Source organism: Mesorhizobium sp. M7A.F.Ca.CA.004.04.2.1, from assembly GCF_004022825.1.
Lineage (GTDB): Bacteria > Pseudomonadota > Alphaproteobacteria > Rhizobiales > Rhizobiaceae > Mesorhizobium.
The window spans coordinates 1-4367 of record NZ_RZPH01000482.1 but is presented as its reverse complement, the minus strand read 5'-3'; the positions used below and the strand labels follow the sequence as shown (position 1 = coordinate 4367).

Annotated in this window: 7 protein-coding genes; 3 read left to right on the top strand and 4 right to left on the bottom strand. The window is 64.2% G+C overall.

Features of this window, described 5'->3' with window-relative positions; genetic code table 11:
- Positions 1 to 350, bottom strand: a 350-nt coding sequence (locus EN893_RS20560) for a hypothetical protein (RefSeq protein ID WP_128361733.1), incomplete at its 3' end; no start/stop codon positions are given.
- Between the two features lie 185 nt (positions 351 to 535).
- Here EN893_RS20560 and EN893_RS20555 point away from each other — a divergent pair.
- A complete protein-coding gene (locus EN893_RS20555) occupies positions 536 to 838 on the top strand; it encodes a hypothetical protein (protein ID WP_127268738.1) in 303 nt (100 codons plus the stop codon).
- A 239-nt stretch (positions 839 to 1077) separates the two neighbouring features.
- On the opposite strand, the gene EN893_RS20550 is transcribed toward EN893_RS20555, so the two are convergent.
- Positions 1078 to 1782 carry a helix-turn-helix transcriptional regulator gene (locus EN893_RS20550; protein WP_127268739.1) on the bottom strand — a complete coding sequence of 235 codons (705 nt, stop codon included), beginning with the start codon at positions 1780 to 1782 and terminating at the stop codon, positions 1078 to 1080.
- Between the two features lie 203 nt (positions 1783 to 1985).
- On the opposite strand from EN893_RS20550, the gene EN893_RS20545 reads away from it, so the two are divergent.
- On the top strand, positions 1986 to 2252 hold the full coding sequence (locus tag EN893_RS20545) for a hypothetical protein (protein ID WP_236382727.1): 267 nt from the start codon (positions 1986 to 1988) through the stop codon (positions 2250 to 2252).
- A gap of 113 nt (positions 2253 to 2365) precedes the next feature.
- Entirely contained in the window at positions 2366 to 3016 is a 651-nt protein-coding gene (locus EN893_RS20540; protein WP_127273603.1) for a GcrA cell cycle regulator, read from the top strand.
- 246 nt (positions 3017 to 3262) lie between these two features.
- On the opposite strand, the gene EN893_RS20535 is transcribed toward EN893_RS20540, so the two are convergent.
- A complete protein-coding gene (locus EN893_RS20535) occupies positions 3263 to 3571 on the bottom strand; it encodes a DUF982 domain-containing protein (protein ID WP_164749149.1) in 309 nt (102 codons plus the stop codon).
- Positions 3572 to 3679: 108 nt separating this feature from the next.
- Positions 3680 to 3961, bottom strand: a complete 282-nt coding sequence (locus EN893_RS20530; RefSeq protein ID WP_127268742.1) for a DUF982 domain-containing protein — start codon at positions 3959 to 3961, stop codon at positions 3680 to 3682.
- Positions 3962 to 4367: the final 406 nt, after the last annotated feature.

The following is a 4367-nucleotide window of genomic DNA, read 5'->3' as shown; positions in this document are numbered from 1 at the left end:
CATAGAAGATGGCCATGGCGACGAAAATACCGTGCCACCAGCCGTTGTTGCTTGGCCCTGACCAGGTCGGGCAAGCGCCGCTCCTGGCGCCAGCGCGGTATGTTGCGCCAGCAGGCTATGAAGCGGGCGGCGTCCTCAATGGCCTCTTCCGCCGAGAGCGCCGGGCCAATCGCGGCCAGGAACAGCGCCTCCGACGGTTTCAACTCGTCGATCACTGCCTTGCGCCTGACGTGATCCTGACGGGCGTGGGCGATGCCGTTTCGGCGGATGGCTTCGAAGGCTTCAAGCAGGGCCAGGCTGTCGCCGGCGTAACCGCAGGAACGGGCAAAATCGGTGGCAAAAGCGTCCATTATCGCTCCCGGGTCTGATGCAGTGGGCAGGTTCGTGTCTGACTCACATTTTCATATATATGAAAGCATAACTCAAATTGCACTAGAAGAAAAACTTCGGGGAAAGTTTGAAAACTGCGACTCGACTCCCGGCGCAAAACACAGGAATATGCGAACAAATCAGGAACAACGATGAGGCAGGGGCGATGGCATTGCCGGGCAGGGAACCAACAATCGCGCATGTCGCCTCGATCTCGGTCGAGTGCGCGGATTGCGGCCGCAACCGTTGGTGGCGACCCGATCAGCTGAAGCGGTTCGGCGTGACGGGGAACACGCCGCTTGCCGCTCTGTCGGGCCGCATCGTCTGCGCGGCCTGCCGTGCCGACGGACTGCCAGGAGCGACCGTTACGATCCAGGCGGCCTTCATCGACGAGCGCCAGCGCGTGCGCAGCGAAGCGCAGATGCTGAGCGATCGCGAGGTGCCGCTGGAGGGAGCGAGGCGGGCTTGAGTCTTGTCGAAGGGTGAACGGCCGGTTCGCGTGAGTGAATTGATCGTGCCAGTGGCACGATCAAAGGCCAGCGAACGCCGGGACGCTGCGAAGCAGCGGGGACCCGGCAGGTGGATCCTGCGCTACCCGGCCCTTCGCAAGCTCAGGGCGTTCAAGGCTCGAAAAGCCAAGCAATTGGCTTTTCGTCCGCTGTGCGGACCGCCTTTCACCCCGCAAGGGGAGAAGGCAAGAAGCGCTCCTCAATACCCCAGCAATTCCTTCAGCGGAATCACGCGCCAGACATGTTTGATGGCGTAGCGGTTGAAGGTCAGCGTCTTCGGCGGATTGTACTGCTCGACCACCAGCTCGCCCGCCGTGCGCTTGACCAGCTTCTTGATGAAGGCCTTGCCGTTGCGCTCGTTTTCCTCGGGGAAGGTCTCGATCACCACATGGTCGCCGGGCACCGCGTCGCGGCCGCCGCAATAGATCAGGTCGCCGGGCTCATAACGCGGCACCATGGAATCCGAGAGCACGTGCAGGGCGAACACCTTCGGCAGGTTGCGCACCCCCGGCGGGCGCTGGACGTAACCCGCCGGCTCGCCGTTGAAGGTGAAATCGCCATCGTCGCCGCCGACGGCCGCGCCCAGCACCTCGATATCCATCGACCCCGCGGGTAGCGGACCGGTATCGGTGACGATCTCCGCATCGGCGACCGGTCCGGCATCGTCGAGAAACACGACCTGCCCTTGACCTAGCGCCACCGGGTCGACGCGCAGGAAGGCGGCGGTCTTCAGGAGGTTCTCGGTCTTGGGCAGATTGCGGCCGGTTTCCCAATTGCCGACGGCGGCGACATCAGTGTCGTTGTGCTCGGCGATGTGGCGCATGACCAGGCCGCGCTGCTTGCGCGCCTTGCGGATCGCCGCCCCGACCTTGATCGACAGTTCCGTTCTTGCCATGGCGACCATGTGAGTGATGAAAGTGGCTCTCGTCTATGAAAGAATGGCTTGCATAAATTTGTGAGTTATGCTTATATATGGTTATGCAAAACCTGTCCACCTTTGATGGCGCAATGGCGCCGGCCCCGTGCGCGGTGTGCCCGGCGGCTGTCGCCCCCCTTTCATCCCGGCTGTCCTCCTCCCCGGCCAGGATGAAGCCCGAGGCTCGGTGCTTGACTGCACCAGCCCCGGGTCCGGTCCGCCCGTCTCCGGCGACCGGAACGGCCGGAGCCGCCGCTCCCAGCGGCTCCGGCCCCCAATCCGACCGGCATGGCGCCGGCGCTGTTTTTTCGGCTGGCCGCTCCTGCATCCGCACCGAGGACGGCACCGTCATCCTGTTCGACAGGCCAACGGGCAGGGCGGTTTCCGCCCTGGATAGAAACACGGCCGAGGCGCGGCTTCTGCACCTTGCCGGCGGGAAATCTACCCAATCCGGCTGAGGCTGGTCGGCTGACAGCCGGCTCTTGAAAAACAACCTGACTGCGACCCGGCCACCGGGTCGAACCTTGACGCTGCCCGACGGCGTGCGGCCGAACTTTGGATGGAGCTGAATATGGCAAGCTATAGCGACGCGGAATTGCACGAGATCGGCCGCTGGCTGAAGGACGGGCTTTCAGCCTCCAGGATTGCAGTCGCGTTCAGCGCGTTGCGCGGCAGCCCGGTGTCGCGCGACGCCATCATCGGCATCGTGCACCGCAACGCCATGCTGGGCGCGATCGGTTTTGCCAATGGCAAGGGGCCGCCGCCGCGAGCCAGACAGGCGGTGGGCAAGCGCGCTGAAAGCAAGCGGGCGACTGGCGCCCCGGGGACTGCGACGCCTGTCGTCGGCAAGATGCATGGCGTGCTTGCCGCCAAGGACATCCCCGCGCGTGAAGTGGCCCGGCCCAGGCGCCATTCGTTCGTGCGCGAGGTAGGCGTGCTGATCGCTGACGGCGTAGCCTATCGCCTGGAGACGCCGGCGCCGCCGCGCGCGGCCATCGGCCGGCAGCCGCATGGCGTGGCGATGCGTTTCATCGATTGCCTGTTTTCACGCTGCCGCGCGCCGCTGGATCTGACGGTGGAGGAGGATTCTGAAAACGATGCGCCAGGCAGCCGGCCGGGCGCCGACATGCTGTGCTGCGGCATGCGCACCAGGGCGCTGAAAAGCTATTGCACCTACCATCAGGCGCGCTTCCAGCGCCGCGTATTTGTGGCGACGGGGTGAGGCTTGGTCTCTTCTCCCCGTTCACGGGGAGAAGGTGCCGGCAGGCGGATGAGGGGCAGCGCTGACGAGGCAGGATTGAAAGCTGACATGAAATTCAAGCATCCGATTCAGATGCCACTTACCGAAGCGCTGGCGCCGCCCCTCATTGCCCTGCCGGGCGTTCGCTGTTCGAAAAGCCAAGCAATTGGCTTTTCGTCCGCTGCGCGGACCACACCTCACCGTGAACGGGGAGAAAGAAGCAAAACCTTATTTCGGCATTTGCCGGCCTTGCTTGGGCGTGCGGCTCTGCATGCTCCTTGCGTCCATCGCCATCGCCGGGTTGCCCTCGTCGACCAATATGCCGGTCACCCGGGCAAAGCCGGTAAACACCTTCATGGCGTCGGCTTCGGAAATCTGCGCGGCGATCGCCGCGCTGCAGGCGTTCAGCGCACTGCGGTAGACATGGCCGCGTCGCTCGAGCGGCCAACGCTGCAGAAAATCGGCGGCTTCGCTGACGCTGTCGATCTCTTCGATCTCATCTTCCACCCGCACTTTGAGCGGCACTCCGGTTTTCATCGTACCCACGGCGTTCACCTTCGCTTTGCGCGCGGCTCCAACTACCGCATCGATAAACGCGCCCCGCTGGCGGCCGGTTGCATCAATTTTTCGGCCGGCGCGCGATCCTCATGGGCTAGCCACCGCGTTCAGCCAGTCATGGGCGCGGCTTTTGGGCCTGGCCACCAGTATGTTCTGTTGCTTGGCCGCCCTGGTGAAGGCGTCGAACGCAATGCGCTGGCAGCAGATGCCTTCGACGGCGAGCGTAACCAGCCGCGTCGCCTCGAGATAACCAGGTGCTGTCTTGTCGGGCCATTGGTGGCGCAATGCCTCGGCTGCGCCGGCCACCGAACTGACCAGCATGGTTTTGTTATCGCAAAAGCGCACGGTAACCGGCATGAAGGCTGTCATCGGCGAACCTCCCCTTGGCATGGACGCGACATAACGTCGAAAGCTCGCGCCGGTTCCATCAGCCTGGATGCCGGGCGGCAAGGATGCTGGCGCAGCGGCGAGGAGGCGACGACCTCCGATTCAACGAAGGCCAACCGAACGGCGGCTCTCTCCGCCCTGCCGACCATGTGGGGAGATGCCCAACAGCGCGAAGGATCGCCGCTTTGCCGTTCTCCATCATCCCGAGCCAACCAGGAGCCTCCCATGAGCAAAAGGACCAGACCCGTCAAACCGCAGGCGCCGAAATTGCCGAAGGGCGAGGCCGAGCAGGTGCGCATACGCCGCGAGATCGGCCATGATTTCGCGCTCAGGGATGACGCCTTCGGCCGCAAGCGGCTGGCGGCGGGCACGCTGGAGGCTGCTCGTG